A 16,583-nucleotide genomic window follows, 5' to 3' on the forward strand; every position below is an offset into this window, starting at 1 on the left:
CCGGCGCCTCCCCGTTAGCATCGCCCCCGAGCGTCAGGGGGACGACGATGAGACTGGTCGCGGGGCGGTACGCGATCTCGGCCGAGCTGGGCCGGGGCGGCATGGGCGTCGTCTGGCGCGCCGAAGACCGGGTGCTCGGCCGGCCGGTCGCGCTGAAGGAGCTGGCCACGCCGCCGGGCACCAACCTCGAGCGGGTCATGCGCGAGGCGCGCACCGCGGGCCGGCTCAACGACCCGGCCGTCGTCACGGTGTACGACGTCGTCAGCGAACACGGCGCCACGTTCATCGTGATGGAACTGGTGGTCGCGCCGACGCTCGCCGACCTCATCGGGCGCGAAGGCGCGCTGGCGAACGACCGCGTCGCCGCCATCGGCCTGCAGGTGCTCGGCGCGCTCGAGACCGCGCACGCGGCCGGCATCGTGCACCGGGACGTCAAGCCCAGCAACATCATGGTGCTGCCCGGCGACCGCGTGAAGCTCGCCGACTTCGGCATCGCGCGGGCGCTGGACGACCCGTCGCTGACGCAGACCGGCGGCGTCATGGGGTCGCCCGGGTACATGGCGCCCGAGCTGTTCGCCGGGGCCGGGCCGGCGCCGGCGTCGGACCTGTGGGCGCTGGGCGCGACGCTCTTCCACGCCGCCGAGGGCCGGGCGCCGTTCCAGCGCACCACCACGGCCGCGACACTGCACGCGATCATGTACGACCAGCCGGTGCTGGACCGCTGCCGCGGCCCGCTCGCCGAAGCCGTCCGCGGGCTGCTCACGCAGTCCACTTCGGACCGGCTGGGCGCGCCGGGAGTGCGGCGGCTGCTGGAAACCGCGCGCACCGCGATCACCGACTCGCCGACGCAGGCCGTCGACCCGGCGGCGCTGCCGACGGTCGTCTTCGAGCCGGTGACCGCGCAGGTCGCCAAGCCGGCACCGACCACAGTGGACTGGGAGCGGCCGCGCGGGAAGCGCCGGCTCCCGCTGGTACTGACCGGGGTCGCGGTGGCCGTCGTCGCCGCGCTCGGCGCGATCTTCCTCCTGAAGCCGGACAAGACGACCCCGGTGGCCGCGGGCGCGCCGGGCCACACGCCGACGTCGTCGACCTCGTCCGCGAAGCCGACGACCAGCTCGCCCGGCCACAAGAAGCCCACGCCGTCGTCGAGCGCGCCCGCGTTGCCGGGCGCGAGTTCCGCGCCCGCGCCGCCGCCGTCGAGCACCGCGGACAAGCCGCACCCGGCCGAGGTGCCGCTGACCCGCTACCACCACCCGGACGGCGGCCACTTCAGCGGCACCAAGAAGATCGGCCCGCCGGACGGCTTCACAAAGGAAGGCGTCTTCGGCTCGCTCGTCGCGACGGACGAGCCGGGCACGCGGAAGCTGTTCGCCTGCAAGGTGAAGGACCAGGAGGACTGGTTCACCTCGACCGACCAGAGCGGCAAGTGCGAGGGCCAGCAGTCGCTCGGCCTGCTGGGCCACATCTACGTGAACCCGCCGTCCTGGGCGGGCGCGCGGGCGCTTTACCGCTGCAACGCGGGCGCCAGCCATTTCGACTCCCTCGACTCGGGCTGCGAGGGCAAGACGAAGGAGTTCCTGATGGGCTACGTCGTCGTCTGAAGCAGCGTGGTGACCATCTGGCAGACTCCACCCGTCCGAGTGACACAGTTCGCGCCGGGCTGACGGGGACTGGACAAACCGGAGGCCGAACACGAAGCTTTCGCGTGTTCTTCCGTGCCCGGCCAAGTCAGAGGTCGTAACAGTGAATGCTGCCTGGGAAGCTGTCTCCCGCGTCGCCGACGAACCGGCCTGGTACTGGGTCTACGACAAGCTGGCGTTCTGGCCGAGCACCTACGCCCACGCCTGGCCGGGCTTCCGCGAGCCCGCGCCGTCGCGGACCTGGGACCTCTCGCCCGGCGACCTCGACCGCGCCTCGGCCGAGTTCCGCCTGGGCCCGTACGCCGTCGAAGAGCACCAGGTCGCGGCGATCGCGCTGGCGGCGTTCCGCGAGGTCTGCGGCCCGGACGACTGGCTGTGGGCGCTGCACTGGCAGCACCAGTCCTACCGCGTCCGCCCGCACCTGATGACCCCGGGCGCGCGCTGGCCGGTGCCGGTCTTCCCGCGTGCGGACTACCACCTGTTCCTGGCGTCGGACTTCTCGTTCGGCACGCTCGGGCACCCGTGGGAGCGCACGCTCTGCGTGTTCGGCGACAAGCTCGTGCCGGCGTTCGAGAAGCACGGCGAAGGCGTGCTGACGAACGTCCTGCGCCGTGACGGGAAGCCGTCCGCGCTGGCCCGCTGAGCCCGTGGTTGATCTCTTGCTACCGTTCTGCGGGTGTTCGAGTATCACGGCTGGGTGACCATCCAGGCGACCACCAGCGGCGACGACGACCCGGCCCTGCTGGAGCGCCTGGTCGACCGCGTGCACCGCGCGGTCCGCGACGCGGGTGCCTTCGACCTGATCGACCTCAGGTGGAGCGAAGGCATGCCGATGCTCCACATCGCGGGCTTCGACAAGCACGGTGGCCCCGGCCTCGAGCTCCTCGACCTCTTCACCAGGGTCGGTGAGCTGGCGGCGGGCTCGTACGGCCTGCTCCACGTGTGGGATGACCAGGACACCGAGCACGACAACGAGTTCCGCGTCTACCGCATGGCCCGCGGCCAGGTGACCGAGCGCGAAGACCCGCACCTGACGCCGGTTGCGCCGACGGTCCTCGACGTCTACGAGCTGTAGCCCGATCGCAACCGCGCCTGAGTAGTCCTGCTCAAGACACGCGGGCGGCCCGGACGAGACCGTGGTCACATGACCAAATCCGGAACCACGTCCCCCACCACGACGGCCTTCTACATCCAGGCGGCGCTCTCGTTCGGCCTGGCCATGGCGGCGGTCATCGGCGGCATCGCGTACCTGCCGGTCGACGGCTGGATCCGCGGTTTCCTCGCCCTCGGCGCCCTGTACCTGGTGACCTCGACGTTCACGCTCGCCAAGTGCGTGCGGGACAGACAGGACGAGACATCGGTGGTCTCCCGCGTCGACCAGGCCCGCCTCGACAAGCTCCTCGCCGAGCACGATCCCTTCAAGACCCCCGCCGTGTGAGCAAGCATCACCCGAACAGGTGGGATCCCTGAAAGAAGATCGATTGTGACGGTGATCACGCGATGCCTGGCCGAGACATCGTGGGGGCTCGGGTCCCCGGGTGAAATGGCGAGAGGGCCGTATCGACGTTTTCTGCCGATACGGCCCTCTCGCACTCGAGCGGATGACGGGATTCGAACCCGCGACCCTCACCTTGGCAAGGTGATGCGCTACCAGCTGCGCTACATCCGCACCGCGTTGCTGTTGAGAACACTCTATACCCTCCCGAAACCGCTCCGATGAGCGGGTCCCGCAGTGCCCTGACCCGGTGCTTCGGTGTCACAGCTGGCGTACAAGGGGTGACGACGGCTGGATCCCTCCGTATGGTGTCCCCATTCGACCGAATGGGGAGACCTTCGGGGAGGAGGTGCCGGGCCGGATGACCGAGCTGGGCACGGTGCCGCCACCAGCGGCCTCGGAATCCGACGAGCAGGCACTGCTGCAGCGACTTCGAAACGGCGAAGACGCCGCGTTCGGGGAGCTGTTCGAGCTGCACGCCGCCGCCGTCCGCCGGCTCGCGCAGAGCCTGGCGGCCGACCGGTCCGAGGCCGAGGACATCACCGCGGAGACGTTCTTCCGCGTGCTCCAGGCTCTGCGCCGTGGTTCGGGCCCGAGAGACTACGTCCGCGCCTACCTCCTCACGGTCGCCCGCCGCGTCTCCTGGGAGTGGCACGGCGCCCGCCGGGACGTCCCGGTTTCCGACGACGAGCTGACCTTCCGCGCCGGGGCGGGGGCGGACACGCACGCCCGCACGGCCGAGCACACGCTGATCACGACCGCGTTCACGAGCCTGCCCGAGCGCTGGCGCACGGTGTTGTGGCAGACCGAGGTCGAGGGCGAGCAGCCCGCGATGGTCGCGACGCACTTCGGGTTGAGCGCGAACGCGACGGCCGCGCTGGCCCGGCGTGCCCGTCAGGGCCTCCGCGCGGCGTACTTGCAGGCACACCTTTCGGTGAACCGCGGGCCGGATTCGTGCCGCGCGGTCGTCGAGAAGCTGGGCGGGTTCACCGCGGGCAGCGTCACCGGCGCCGAGGCGGAGCGGATCAAGGCGCACCTGCACGGCTGCTCGTCGTGCCGCGCGACCCAGGACGAGCTGCGCGACGTCTGTTCGTCGCTGCGGGCGCACGCCGGGGTGCTGGTCCTGCTGGTGCCGGCCGCCGGGGCGGCGGCGAGCGGCAGCGGGCTGCTGGCCGGGCTCGGCGCGACGATCAAGGGTGTGCTGGTCGGCTCCAAGGTCAAGGTCGGGCTCGCGCTGGCGTCGACCGCGGCCGTGGGCGCCGTCGGCGTCGCGGCCGGTCCGGTGCTGTTCGGGACGTCGCCGGCGCAGGACGTCGGCCTGACCGGCGGGGCGCCCGAGCTGGTCGTCGTGCCGCCGTCGGAGACGCACCACCAGCCGCCCCCGCAGCCGCAGCAGGACCCGCGCATCGGCATCGGCGTGCTGAACGGCCGCGGCACCGGCGCGGTCGCGTCGGTCCGGCCGCGCGCCGAGTCCCGGCACCTGGCGGCGAACGAGGTGCCCGGTGGCCTGCCCGCGGGCGGTGGTCCCGCCGGGGACACCGGGACCGGGACGGACCCGGGCGGCACGAGCGGGGTGACCCCGCGTGACGACCTGTCGTCGACGACCTTCAGCACGCCCGACCACTCGTCGACGTCGCCGCGGCTGGACACGACCAGCACCCGGATGACGGAGTCGAGCACGGCCGGGAGCGCCGATTCGCCGGAGCTGTCGCCGTCCGGCCGCCCGACCACCACGACGACGACCGCGCCCGGCAAGCCCGAGCCGACGGGCGACGATCCGGAGACCACCGAGCCGTCCACGTCCGTGACGCCGACGTCCGGGAAACCGTGCCCGAGCAGCACGTCCGAAGTCACTGGTTCGAGCGAATCGACCGATTCGACCCCGACCGGCTCGTCGGCACCCTGAGCTGCGGTGATCAACTTCGCCGGGCGGGATGTCCGATTCCTCCCTCGCGCGGCGGAGCCCGCGCACGGTACCGTTGTGCTGCTCACCCTGCGGGCGGCCCTGGAGGCAACTGAATGAACCGGCTGGTACGCGGCGAAGACGGCCGCGACTGGGTGGTCCGTGCCCAGATGGAATGGCGCGCACCGGCGACGGCCGACGACTTCGAGCACGACGTCGCCGGGAGCTACGGCCCCGGGATCGCGATGATCGTGGTGACCGCGCTGCTGGCCGTGATCCTGGTGGTGTGGACGCCGGACCAGGTCAACGTCCCCGCGTGGGTGCTGCTGGCGCTGCTGCTCGTGGTGCTGTTCTTCCCGCTGCGGTGGATCCTGCGCCGGCCGTGGACGGTGGTCGCGGAGACCGAGGGCGACCTGACCGGCGACCGGCCGTCCGAGCGCTGGGTCGGCACCATCCGCGGCATGTTCACCGTGCAGGGTGAGGTCAAGAAGATCTCCAAGACGATCCAGCGGCACTCGCTGCCGGACTTCGACGGGCCGCTGCACCCGGTCGAATAGCGAGTACCGGAATGCGGCCGAAGGGGTGAAACTGGGGACATGCCCGAGCTGCCCGAGGTCGAAGCACTGGCCCACTACCTGCGCGAGAACGCCGTCGGCCGGACGATCTTCCGCATCGACGTCGCATCGCTGAGCGTCCTGAAGACCGCGACCCCGCCGTGGACCGACCTGCACGGCCGGGAGATCACCGCGGCGACCCGGTACGGCAAGCACCTGGACGTCGTCGCCGGTGACCTGCACCTGGTCGTCCACCTGGCCCGCGCGGGCTGGCTGCGCTGGTCCGACGGCCTGGCCGCGGCGCCGCTGAAGCCGGGCAAGGGCCCGATCTCGCTGCGCGTGCACCTCGAGTCCGCGACGGGGCCCGGGTTCGACCTCACCGAAGCGGGCACGAAGAAGGGCCTCGCGGTGTGGATCGTGAAGGACCCGCAGGAGATTTCCAGCGTCGCGCGCCTCGGCCCGGACGCCCTCTCCCTGGACGCCGCCCAGCTCCGGGAGCTGTTCGCCGGCAAGAACACCCGGCTCAAGTGGGCGCTGACCGACCAGTCGCTGATCGCCGGCATCGGCAACGCCTACTCCGACGAGATCATGCACCGCGCGAAGCTCTCGCCGTACGCGACGATCGGCAAGCTCGACGAAGGCGCCCTCGAGACCCTGGCCGAGGCGATCATCGAGATCGAGTCCGACGCCGTCGAGCGCTCGGTCGGCCAGAAGGCGGCGCGGCTGAAGGGGGAGAAGCGCTCGGGTCTGCGGGTCCACGCGCGCACCGGCCTCCCGTGCCCGGTCTGCGGCGACACGATCCGCGAGATCTCCTTCGCCGACAAGTCGTTCCAGTACTGCCCGACCTGCCAGACGGGCGGCAAGCCACTCGCCGACCGCCGGATGTCGCGGCTGCTCAAGTAGCAGATTCGCCCGTTCGGCCGCACGTGCTGCGCCGGGCGTCGCCGACCGCGTGACCGCCGGCGGGAAAATCGCGGTCTGCCTGCCACTTTCGTCGGAACGGGTGGAACAGCGAGCCCCCGCCGCGTGTTGCGGACAGTGACCGTGAGGCCCTGGTTCCGACTCTCGGTAGGGTCGCCTCAACCCTCGGTCATCACAGTTGGACAGAAAGTGGGAACAGGCCTTGCACCCGGTTGGTCGAGCGCAGAGCATGGACGCCGTGTCCGGGTTTCCGCTTGCGCAGATCATTCCGTGGGGTGTCGCGGTGCTGCTCGGCATCGTGGTGATCGTGCTGCTCGTGAAACAGCGCAAGCCGGCCAGCGTGGTGGAGGACGCCATGCTGCAGGCCGTCCACCGGATGTCGAAGGCCGCGCCGAACCTCCGTTCCGGCCTGGACGAGGACGCCGCCGACAAGATCACCACCCAGCTGCTGCAGATGCTGGACTGCGTCGCCGTCGGCATCACCGACAGCGAGGGCACGCTGCTGTCCTGGGACGGCGAAGCGAACGAGCACTATGTCGACCTCGTCGACGCGATCGGCGCGGCCATCCGCAAGCACCGCCGCGAGGTCGTCGCGCACGACCGGATGCCGTGCAACCACCGCGGCACCTGCCGGATGAAGACCGCGGTCATCGTGCCGCTGCTGGTCGAGGGCGAGACGGAGGCGGCGCTCATCGTCGTCGGCCGCACCCGGGGCCGGCTGGTGCAGATGGCCGACGCGGTCGCCCAGTTCGTCTGCACGCAGTTCGAGCTGTCCCGGCTCGACGAGTCGAAGCAGCAGCTCCAGCAGGCCGAGATCAAGGCGCTGCGCGCGCAGATCTCGCCGCACTTCGTCTACAACGCGCTCAACACGATCTCCGCGCTGATCCGCACGGACCCCGAAGAGGCGCGAGAGCTGCTCCAGGACTTCGCCGACTTCACGCGCTACTCGTTCCGGACGTCGGGCATGTTCACCTCGCTCGCCGAGGAGCTGCGCAACATCGACCGCTACCTGACCATCGAGAACGCCCGCTTCGGCGGCCGGCTCGAGGTGCGGATGAAGATCGCGCCCGAGGTGCTCAGCGTCGTCGTGCCGTTCCTGATCATCCAGCCGCTGGTGGAGAACGCGGTCAAGCACGGACTGGCCAGCAAGCCCAGCGGCGGCTGCGTCACGGTGATCGCGCAGGACCACGGCACCGAGGCGCTGATCAGCGTCGAGGACGACGGGATCGGGATGGACCCGCGGCGGCTGCGGGACGTCAAGAACGCGCACAGCACCGGCGCGCACGTCGGGCTCGGCAACATCAGCCAGCGCATGCAGCAGGTCTTCGGCAGCGACTACGCGGTGATGGTCGAGACCGCGCCGGGCGCCGGCATGAAGGTGACGCTGCGGGTGCCCAAGTTCGTCCCGGGCGTCCGGCCGAACATGCCGGACTACAGCGCCGACGCCGAGGCGGACGTCCCGGCCCAGGGCGGTCCGGCCCAGCTGAACGGCAGCGAGGTGAACGGCGTCAACGGCTCGCGCTCCGGCATCCTCCCCATGGGCTGAATCCCGCTAGCCTGGCGGTATGAGCGTTACCGACAAGCTGGCTTCGCGGATCCCGGTGCTCGCCGACCGCGTCGAGCGCAAAGACGTCGTGGCCGTGGTGAAGCTGCACGGGGTGATCACGCCGTCGCCGTCGCCGCTGGGCCGGGGCGCGATCAACCTGGCCGCCGTCGAATCGGCCCTGACCCGCGCCTTCGGCCACGAGCGGCTGAAGGCGGTCGCCCTGCTGATCAACTCGCCGGGCGGCGCGCCGACGCAGTCCGGCCTGGTCGCCGAGCGGATCCGGCAGCTGGCCGACGAGAAGAACGTCCCGGTGCTGGCCTTCTGCGAGGACGTCGCCGCGTCCGGCGGCTACTGGCTGGCCTGCGCGGCCGACGAGATCTACGCGCACCGCACGTCGATGGTCGGCTCGATCGGCGTGATCAGCGGCGGCTTCGGGTTCACCGGCCTGCTGGAGCGGTTCGGCATCGAACGCCGCCTGCACACGGCGGGCGCCAACAAGTCGCGCCTCGACCCGTTCTCGCCGGAGAAGCCCGAAGACGTCGAGTGGCTGAAGAAGATGCACGCCCAGCTCCACGAGCTGTTCGTGAACTGGGTCAAGGACCGCCGCGGCGACCGCCTGACGGACACGGAGGACCTCTTCACGGGCGACGTCTGGCTGGGCGCGAAGGCGGCGGAACTCGGCCTGATCAACGGCGTCGGCAGCCTCCGCCAGATCGTCACCGAGCGCTACCCGGACGCGGAGATCTCGGTGGCCGAGCCGAAGAAGGCCCTGCTGGCCCGCTTGGGCATCGGCGCCCCGGCCGCGGCATCGGCAGTGCTGGAGGCGGTGACCCAGAAGGCGGCCTGGTCCCGCTTCGGTCTCTGACCCCTTCCCTCGACGGCTTCCGGCCGCCGAGGTCTGGTCGCCTAAGTGAATTTTCGCTAGGCTATGTGAACCGGCGCTAGGGAAACCGGACCGCAAAGGAGCGGCGGATGTACCTCACGCAGACCCTCCACCAGGCCGTGCAGCAGGGGCCGGACCGTCCGCTGACCGTGTTCGGCGACCGTGTCCGGACCGTCGCCGAGAGCGCGGATCGCGTGGCCCGGTTCGCCGGGGCGCTCAAGGAGCTCGGCGTCGGCGAGGGTGACCGCGTCGGCATCCTCGCCCTCAACTCCGACCGCTACCACGAGTACCTGCTGGCCACGCCGTGGGCGAACGCCGTGCTCAACCCGATCAACATCCGCTGGAGCCCGGCGGAGATCGCCTACTCGCTCACCGAGTCCGACACGCGCGTGCTGCTCGTCGACGACGCCTTCGCCCCGGTGGTGCCGAAGCTCGAAGCCGGTTTGACCACCGTCGTCCACATCGGCGAGGCGGCGACGCCGGACGGGATGCTCGGCTACGAGGACCTCGTCGCCGGCGCCGAGCCGGTCGAGGACGCGCGCCGCGGGGGCGACGACCTGCTCGGCGTCTACTACACCGGCGGCACCACCGGCACGCCCAAGGGCGTCATGCTCAGCCACCGCAACCTGCTGACCTCCGCGCTGGGCAGCCTCGCCACCGGCCGGTTCCTGACCGCGCGCGGGAAGCTGCTCCACGCCGCGCCGATGTTCCACCTCGCTGACGGCGCCGCCTGGGCGGCCGGGCAGCTCGTCGGCTCGACGCACGTGATCGTCCCGATGTTCACCCCGCCCGGCGTGCTCGAGGCGATCAGCGGCCAGGGCGTCACGGACACCCTGCTGGTGCCGACGATGATCCAGCTGCTCGTCGACCACCCGGACGTCGCGAACCACGACCTGACGTCGATGGCCCACGTCGTCTACGGCGCTTCGCCGATCTCCGAAGCGGTGCTCGAGCGCGCGCGAAAGGTGTTCCCCGGCGCGGGTTTCGTGCAGGCGTACGGCATGACCGAGCTGTCGCCGGTCGCGACGCTGCTGTCGACCGAGGACCACGACGACCCCGCGTTGCGCCGCGCCGCCGGCCGGGCCGCGCCGCACGCCGAGGTCCGGATCGTCGACCCCGAGGACGTCGAGGTGCCGCGCGGCACGGTCGGCGAGATCGTCTGCCGCGGCGACCACGTCATGCTCGGCTACTGGAACCGGCCCGAGGAGACGGCGACGGCGTTGCGCGGCGGCTGGATGCACACCGGCGACGGCGGTTACATGGACGAGCGCGGCTACGTCTTCGTCGTCGACCGGATCAAGGACATGATCGTGAGCGGCGGCGAGAACGTGTACTCCGCCGAGGTGGAGAACGCCCTCGCCAAGCACCCGGCCGTGGCCGCGTGCGCGGTGATCGGCGTGCCCGACGACAAGTGGGGTGAGCGGGTGCACGCCGTCGTCGTGCTGCTCGACGGCCACGAAGCGACCGGCGACGAGCTGCGCGACTTCTGCCGCGAGGCGATCGCGGGCTACAAGGTGCCGCGCACGGTCGAGTTCGCCGACGCGCTCCCGATGTCCGGCGCGGGCAAGATCCTCAAACGCGAACTGCGGAAGCAGCACTGGGCCGACGGCGACCGCGGGGTCCACTGAGTGTCCGCACCCGCCCGCGGCACCCGGCCGCGCAACCGCCGCGCGCTGATCGTCTCGGCCGCCGCCGGGCTGTTCGTCCGCCGCGGCTACCCGCACGTCGCGATGGGCGACATCGCCGAGGCCGTCGCGATCGGGCCGTCCGCGCTGTACCGGCACTTCCGCGGCAAGCAGGAGCTGCTCGCCGAGGTCGTGCGGGACGCACTGAGCGCGCTCACCGCCCCCGACCTCGCCGGTCTGGCGGCGGGCACGCTCGACCGGCGCGACGTCGGCGTGCTGTGGCAGCGCGAGTCCCGCCACCTCGAGCCCGGCGTTCGCCGCCGCGTCGGCGAACCGTTGCGGCGGCAGGCCCGGTGGCTCGCCGGGCTGCTGCGCGACGGGCGTCGCGAGCTGAGCCACGACCAGGCCGACCTGCTCGGCTGGGCGGTGCTTGCAGTGCTGGTCAGCGTCTCCTTCCAGCGCGTCGACCTGCCGCGCCCGGCCTACGACGAGCTGATGACGTCCCTGGCCACGGCGGTCACCGCCGTCGATCTGCCGGACCTGGGCGAACGCGCCGCCGAGCCGGTCGCCGAGCCCGCGAACCGGCGTGAGCTGCTGCTGACGACCGCGACCCGGCTGTTCGCCGAGCGCGGCTTCGACAGCGTCGCCATCGAGGAGGTCGGCGCGGCGGCCGGGATCGCCGGGCCGAGCGTCTACCACCACTTCGGGAGCAAGGCCGAACTGCTGATGACGGCCCTGCGCATCGGGGCCGACGCACTCGGCGAGGGCCTGAAGACGGCTTCGCTACCCGCGTTGCTGCGGTCGTACGCCGCCTACTCGCTGGCCCACCACGACGTCGTCGACCTGCTGATCACCGAGGTCGGCCTGCTGCCGGAACCGCAGCGGCACGAGCTGCGCCGCACCCAGCGCGAGTACGTCCAAGCCTGGGCCGGGCTGCTCCTCGACGTCCACCCGGACGTCGGCGCCGATGTCGCCCGTGTGCGCGTCCAAGCGGCGCTCACCGTGGTCAACGACGTCGCGCGGACGCCGCACCTGCGTACGCTGCCGGGTGTCGAGGACGCGGTCGTCGCGATCGGATCGGCTCTGCTGGGACTGTCCGGTTTGAGTACTTCCGGGCAGACTTTGTGACCTGTATCACTCTTGTCGGGTAACGGGTCTGGCGATCACCGCGAGTCGTCGGGTCCCCTTGTCGACGGGCTTTGTTGTGACCCGCAACAAATCCGGCTCGACAAGGAGGTCGTTCCGATGCCCCACCTCTCCCGAAGACTCCTCACCCTCGGCGCGGTGCTCGGCGCCGCGCTCATCGCCATCCCGCTCACCCTGCCCGCCGACGCGTCCATCCCGCCGCCCGACTCGGGCTGGACCACCGTGTTCGCCGACGACTTCACCGGCGGCTCCGGCACCCTTCCCTCGGGCGCGAACTGGATCATCGACACCGGCCACGCCTACCCCGGCGGCCCCGCGAACTGGGGCACCGGCGAGATCCAGAACTACACCGCCGGCACGGCGAACCTCGCCCAGGACGGTGCCGGGAACCTCCGCATCACGCCGTTGCGCGACGGCGCCGGCAACTGGACGTCGGCCCGCATCGAAACCCAGCGCACGGACTTCAAGCCGCCCGCGGGCGGGATCATGCGGATCGAGAGCCGGATCCAGATGCCGGACGTCACCGGCGCGGCCGCGCTCGGCTACTGGCCGGCGTTCTGGGCCCTCGGCGGGCCCTACCGCGGCAACTACTGGAACTGGCCCGCCATCGGCGAGTTCGACATCATGGAGAACGTCAACGGGATCAACTCCGTCTGGGGCGTCCTCCACTGCGGCGTCAACCCGGGTGGCCCGTGCAACGAGACGACCGGCCTGCCCGCCAACCGGGCCTGCCCCGGCAGCAGCTGCCAGTCGGCCTTCCACACCTACCGCTTCGAATGGGACGCGAGCGTCAGCCCGCAGGTGTTCCGCTGGTTCGTCGACGGCCAGCAGTTCCACTCGGTCAGCCAGAACCAGGTCGACGCGACGACCTGGGCGAACATGACCACGCACCAGGGCTACTTCGTGCTGCTGAACGTCGCGATCGGCGGCGCGTTCCCCAACAACAACTCCGGCACGACCACGCCGGGGCCGGGGATCGTGCCGGGCCGCCCGATGGTCGTCGACTACGTCACGGTGACCACGCGCGGTGGTGGCGGCACCACGACGCCGCCGACGACCACCCCGCCCGGCGGTGGGACCAGCGCGTACAGCACCATCCAGGCCGAGTCGTACAGCCAGCAGTCCGGGCTCGCCACGGAGGCGACGTCCGACACCGGCGGCGGCCTGGACGTCGGCTGGGCGGCCAACGGCGACTGGGCGCTCTACCCCAACGTCGACTTCGGTGGCAGCGCGGCGACGAACTTCCAGGCGCGGGTCGCGTCCGGCGCGGCGTCCGGCGTGACCGGGCTGGTCGAGGTGCGGCTGGACAGCCGGTCGAACGCGCCCGTCGGCAGCTTCGCCGTGGGCAACACGGGTGGCTGGCAGAGCTGGCGGACCGTCCCGGCGAACATCGGCGCGGTGACCGGCGTGCACAACGTGTACCTGACGTTCACGAGCGGCCAGCCCGCCGACTTCGTGAACCTCAACTGGTTCACCTTCGTGCATTGAGACGAGGGACCCGCGGCCCCGGCCGCGGGTCTCCCCACATCAGGCGGACGGGGGCTGGACATTGCACTCGGCAATGGGCAGGATGCGTTTCACTGTGAGTGCTCACGATGACACCCGGAAGCTCGTGGTCCTGGCTGTGGACGACGAGCCTCGAGGTCTGGACGAACTCGTCCACTGCCTGCGCAACAGCCCGCACGTGGCCAAGGTGTTCCCGGCCATCGACGCGTCCGAGGCACTGCGCCTGCTGTCCACCGACGACCCGAGGCTACGCGAACGCAAGGACCGCGGCCTGCCGATCGTCGACGCCGTCTTCGCGGACATCGACATGCCCGGCCTTTCCGGCATGGAGATGTCGCGCGTGTTCGCCGCGCTCCGGCCGTCGCCCGCGCTCGTGTTCGTCACCGGGCACGCGGAGGAGGCGGTCAACGCCTTCGACCTCGGCGCGCTGGACTACGTGCTGAAGCCCTACCAGCAGGATCGCCTCGACCGCGCGATCTCCCGCGTGATCGAGAAGCTGGCCTCGGCGGCGGCACCCGCCCCGGGCGGCCTCGGCGGCGAGCCGGTGAAGAACGACGACGAGGTCATCCCGGTCGAGCTGGCCGGCACCACCAAGCTCATCCCGCGCTCGTCGGTCCGCTGGGTCGAAGCGCAGGGCGACTACGCACGGTTGTTCACCACCGAAGGCAGCCACCTGGTCCGCATCCCGCTCGCCCAGCTCGAGGAGCGGTGGGAGAAGGCCGGGTTCGTCCGGATCCACCGGTCGTTCCTCGTCGCGCTGCCGCTGATCACCGAGTTGCGCATGGGCCAGGGCGGCTACCAGGTCGTGATCGGCAACGAGGAGAAGGTGTTGCCGGTGAGCCGGCGGCACACCCGCGCGCTGAAGGACCGGCTGGTCGGTTCGGGCCGGAACGGCTGAGCCGGGACCGGCGATGACCGACGACTTCTACGACCGCCGCGCGAACGGCGTGCGCGAACCCGACCCGACGCTCGGCAGGCGGGTCAGCCGGCCGCTGCCGCAGCCGACCGAGCGCGCCGTCGTCGAGTCGCTGCCGCCCGCCCCGGACGCCGAGCCGCCGCCGAAGCCGGAGCACCACGCGAAACCCAAGCGGGAGCGAGTGATCCTCGCCGACCCGCGCCGCGGCGCCGGCACCCTGCGCGCCCGCGTCGAGCTGGAAGAGCAGACCAGCTGGGGAAAACTGCTCGTGCGGGACCACCTGGTGAAGGTGCAGCTGAGGACGGCCCTGCTGCTCGCGGGGCTCGTCGTCGTCGTGTTCGGCTCGCTGCCGGTGCTGTTCTACGTCGTCCCGGGGTTCTCCCGGCTGAGCCTGCTCGGCATCCCGGTGGCCTGGCTGATCCTCGGCGTGCTGCCGTTCCCGTTCCTGTTCGGGGTCGGCATCTGGTACAACCGGCTGGCCGAGCGCAACGAACGCGCGTTCGTGGACATGATCGAAAACTAGTTTCGCACCGAGTCGTGCGAGGATTCCCCCGTGCAGCTGAACCCGTGGGCCTTGACCGGCATCGTGCTGGTCGCCGTGGTGACGTTCTTCCTCGGTCACCGCTCTTCGCGTTCGGCCACGAGCACGCACGACTTCCTGGTCGCCCGGCGCACCGTCCGGTCGCGCCGCAACGCCGCCGCGATCTCCGGTGAGTACCTGTCCGCGGCGTCGTTCCTCGGCATCGCCGGGATCGTGCTCAAGGACGGCGCCGACGCCCTCTGGTTCCCGATCGGCTTCACCGCGGGCTACCTCGCGCTGATGCTCTTCGTCGCCGCGCCGCTGCGGCGCTCCGGCGCGTACACGCTGCCCGACTTCGTCGAGATGCGGCTGGGATCGAAGGGCCTGCGCCGGTTCTCGACGGCGTTCGTCGTGTTCATCGGGATCCTCTACATGGTCCCGCAGCTGCAGGGCGCCGGCCTGACGCTCGCGACGATCCTGCCGGTGCCGGTGTGGGCCGGCGCGGTCGCCGTGATGGTCGTGGTGGCGTTCAACGTGATCGCCGGCGGCATGCGCGCGATCACCGTGGTCCAGGCCTTCCAGTACTGGCTCAAGCTGTTCGCGATCTCGGTGCCCGCGTTCGTGCTGTGCATGGTCTTCTTCGCCGGCGGCGGCCCGGACGGCTTCCGCCCGCTCGGCGCGGCCGCGCCGCCGGTGTTCACCAGCGACACCACAGTGGACGTCCAGACCGACGTCACCCTGCACGTCACTTCGGACACCTTCCTCTACGCGTACGGCCGCACCGACAACGGTCCGGCGGCCGGGCCGACGCACTGGACCCCGCTGGCGCCGCACCAGGTGTCCGAAGGCACGAAGCTGAAGTTCCTGGCCGGCACGCCCGTCCCGGTGGTCAGCGACGCGAGCGCGGACAACGCGAACTGGCTGCATCCGGCGTCGGGCAGCCTCACCGACCTGCTGCAGACGTACTCGCTGATGTTCGCGACGTTCCTCGGCACGATGGGCCTGCCGCACGTGCTGGTCCGCTTCTACACCAACCCCGACGGCAAGGCCGCGCGCCGCACCACCGTGCACGTCCTGCTGCTGCTCGGCCTGTTCTACCTGTTCCCGACGCTGCTGGGCGCGCTGTCCCGGATGTACGTCCCGGAGCTGCTGGTCACCGGCAAGACGGACGCGGCGATCCTGCGGTTGCCCTCGGCGATGCTGCCGGGGGTCGGCGGGCAGATCCTCGGCGCGGTCACCGCCGCCGGCGCGTTCGCGGCGTTCCTCTCCAGCACGTCCGGGCTGCTGGTGAGCGTCGCCGGGGTGGTGTCGACCGACCTGCTGCCCGGGCGGGTGCGCGACTTCCGCGTCGCGACGCTGCTGGTCGCGCTGCTGCCCATCGCGCTGGCGGTCGCGCTGCGGCCCGAGGACATCTCGCTGTCGATCGGGCTGACGTTCGCGCTCGCCGCGTCGACGTTCAGCCCGTTGCTGGTGCTCGGCATCTGGTGGCGGAAGCTGTCCTGGCCGGGTGCGCTGGCCGGGATGTTCGTCGGCGGCGGCCTGGTGCTGGCCGCGCTGGTGACCAACATCGTGAGCGGCTACACCGGCGGCTGGGCGCCGTGGTTCGTCACCCAGCCCGCCCTGATCACCGTGCCGGCTGCGTTCGTCACGACGTACCTGGTCAGCCGGGTGACCGGCTACGGGCGCCCGGACCACGTCCACGACATCATGTTGCGGCTGCACGCGCCGGACCCGCTCGGGTTCATGCGCGACCGGGCGGTCGCGCGGTTCGGGCAGGCCGAGGAAAAGACGCGGATGGCCGGCCGAGGCCGCCACCGGAAGTGACGGTCCGTCAGAAATTCTTTACCTGATCGAGTGAGTTTCGGTCTGCTAAACGGACATCGCTCGCGAATCTGCTGGTGGTTTTCTACTGATCGTCAAGCGCCCGA

The 16,583-nt window shown here is 71.2% G+C and carries 14 protein-coding genes, 1 tRNA gene and 1 pseudogene; 15 read left to right on the forward strand and 1 reads right to left on the reverse strand.

Features of this window, described 5'->3' with window-relative positions:
- The first annotated feature begins 47 nt into the window (after positions 1-47).
- From ACWEN0_RS10030 to ACWEN0_RS10045, 4 genes are all read left to right on the forward strand, one after another.
- Positions 48-1,601, forward strand: coding sequence for a protein kinase domain-containing protein (locus ACWEN0_RS10030; protein ID WP_451971124.1), 1,554 nt, complete (start codon positions 48-50; stop codon positions 1,599-1,601).
- 142 nt (positions 1,602-1,743) lie between these two features.
- On the forward strand, positions 1,744-2,283 hold the full coding sequence (locus tag ACWEN0_RS10035) for a DUF2716 domain-containing protein (protein ID WP_451971127.1): 540 nt from the start codon (positions 1,744-1,746) through the stop codon (positions 2,281-2,283).
- A gap of 33 nt (positions 2,284-2,316) precedes the next feature.
- The gene (locus ACWEN0_RS10040; protein ID WP_451971129.1) at positions 2,317-2,715 is read left to right on the forward strand and encodes an Imm7 family immunity protein; all 399 of its coding nucleotides are present in this window, start codon (positions 2,317-2,319) and stop codon (positions 2,713-2,715) included.
- A 69-nt stretch (positions 2,716-2,784) separates the two neighbouring features.
- Positions 2,785-3,078 carry a YiaA/YiaB family inner membrane protein gene (locus ACWEN0_RS10045; RefSeq protein ID WP_451971131.1) on the forward strand — a complete coding sequence of 98 codons (294 nt, stop codon included), beginning with the start codon at positions 2,785-2,787 and terminating at the stop codon, positions 3,076-3,078.
- A gap of 158 nt (positions 3,079-3,236) precedes the next feature.
- Here the strand turns inward: ACWEN0_RS10045 and ACWEN0_RS10050 are convergent.
- Positions 3,237-3,309, reverse strand: a tRNA-Gly gene (locus ACWEN0_RS10050).
- Between the two features lie 187 nt (positions 3,310-3,496).
- Between ACWEN0_RS10050 and ACWEN0_RS10055 the strand changes: the two genes are divergently transcribed.
- The 11 genes and pseudogenes from ACWEN0_RS10055 (at position 3,497) to ACWEN0_RS10105 (ending at position 16,479) form a co-directional block, all read left to right on the forward strand.
- Positions 3,497-5,041, forward strand: coding sequence for a sigma-70 family RNA polymerase sigma factor (locus ACWEN0_RS10055; protein WP_451971134.1), 1,545 nt, complete (start codon positions 3,497-3,499; stop codon positions 5,039-5,041).
- Positions 5,042-5,154: 113 nt separating this feature from the next.
- A complete protein-coding gene (locus ACWEN0_RS10060) occupies positions 5,155-5,595 on the forward strand; it encodes a DUF983 domain-containing protein (protein WP_451971137.1) in 441 nt (146 codons plus the stop codon).
- Between the two features lie 39 nt (positions 5,596-5,634).
- Complete coding sequence (locus tag ACWEN0_RS10065) at positions 5,635-6,495, forward strand: Fpg/Nei family DNA glycosylase (RefSeq protein WP_451971140.1); 861 nt, start codon at positions 5,635-5,637, stop codon at positions 6,493-6,495.
- Positions 6,496-6,742: 247 nt separating this feature from the next.
- Positions 6,743-8,059 carry a sensor histidine kinase gene (locus ACWEN0_RS10070; protein WP_451971143.1) on the forward strand — a complete coding sequence of 439 codons (1,317 nt, stop codon included), beginning with the start codon at positions 6,743-6,745 and terminating at the stop codon, positions 8,057-8,059.
- 19 nt (positions 8,060-8,078) lie between these two features.
- Positions 8,079-8,924 (forward strand): S49 family peptidase, encoded by an 846-nt coding sequence (locus ACWEN0_RS10075; protein ID WP_451971146.1) that lies wholly within the window; start codon positions 8,079-8,081, stop codon positions 8,922-8,924.
- A gap of 104 nt (positions 8,925-9,028) precedes the next feature.
- Positions 9,029-10,570: pseudogene (locus ACWEN0_RS10080) on the forward strand (long-chain-fatty-acid--CoA ligase); the annotation flags it as partial.
- Positions 10,571-11,695 (forward strand): TetR/AcrR family transcriptional regulator, encoded by a 1,125-nt coding sequence (locus ACWEN0_RS10085; RefSeq protein WP_451971149.1) that lies wholly within the window; start codon positions 10,571-10,573, stop codon positions 11,693-11,695. It abuts the pseudogene before it with no gap.
- A 117-nt stretch (positions 11,696-11,812) separates the two neighbouring features.
- Positions 11,813-13,201 (forward strand): glycoside hydrolase family 16 protein, encoded by a 1,389-nt coding sequence (locus ACWEN0_RS10090; RefSeq protein WP_451971152.1) that lies wholly within the window; start codon positions 11,813-11,815, stop codon positions 13,199-13,201.
- 82 nt (positions 13,202-13,283) lie between these two features.
- Complete coding sequence (locus ACWEN0_RS10095) at positions 13,284-14,117, forward strand: LytR/AlgR family response regulator transcription factor (protein ID WP_451971155.1); 834 nt, start codon at positions 13,284-13,286, stop codon at positions 14,115-14,117.
- A 13-nt stretch (positions 14,118-14,130) separates the two neighbouring features.
- Positions 14,131-14,658: a hypothetical protein gene (locus tag ACWEN0_RS10100; protein ID WP_451971158.1), complete on the forward strand. Its 528-nt coding sequence runs from the start codon at positions 14,131-14,133 to the stop codon at positions 14,656-14,658.
- Between the two features lie 30 nt (positions 14,659-14,688).
- Positions 14,689-16,479 (forward strand): sodium/solute symporter, encoded by a 1,791-nt coding sequence (locus ACWEN0_RS10105; RefSeq protein WP_451971161.1) that lies wholly within the window; start codon positions 14,689-14,691, stop codon positions 16,477-16,479.
- Positions 16,480-16,583 lie beyond the last annotated feature (104 nt).

This window comes from Amycolatopsis sp. NPDC004378 (assembly GCF_053602455.1).